The following is a 496-nucleotide window of genomic DNA, read 5'->3' on the forward strand; positions in this document are numbered from 1 at the left end:
GGGAACCTGCGGTTGGATCACCTCCTTACCTGAAAGAAGCGTACTTTGCAGTGCTCACACAGATTGTCTGATGAAAAACGAGCAGTAAAACCTCTACAGGCTTGTAGCTCAGGTGGTTAGAGCGCACCCCTGATAAGGGTGAGGTCGGTGGTTCAAGTCCACTCAGGCCTACCAGATTCGCTCCCGTGCTTTGTTGTGGCAAAGCTCGCATACTTCAGTATGCTTCGCTTCACCACGCCGCGCCCGGAAACGAATCAAAGGTAAGAGGTTCTGACTACACGATGGGGCTATAGCTCAGCTGGGAGAGCGCCTGCTTTGCACGCAGGAGGTCTGCGGTTCGATCCCGCATAGCTCCACCATCTCGTGAGTGTTTACGAAAAAATACTTCAGAGTGTACCTGAAAGGGTTCACTGCGAAGTTTTGCTCTTTAAAAATCTGGATCAAGCTGAAAATTGAAACACAGAACAACGAAAGTTGTTCGTGAGTCTCTCAAATT

The 496-nt window shown here is 49.6% G+C and carries 2 tRNA genes; both read left to right on the forward strand.

Annotated elements, in window-relative coordinates:
* Positions 1–97 precede the first annotated feature (97 nt).
* A tRNA-Ile gene (locus NAZ64_RS22395) sits at positions 98–174 on the forward strand.
* Between the two features lie 109 nt (positions 175–283).
* Positions 284–359, forward strand: a tRNA-Ala gene (locus NAZ64_RS22400).
* The last annotated feature ends 137 nt before the right edge of the window (positions 360–496 follow it).

Source organism: Salmonella sp. A1325, from assembly GCF_056991255.1.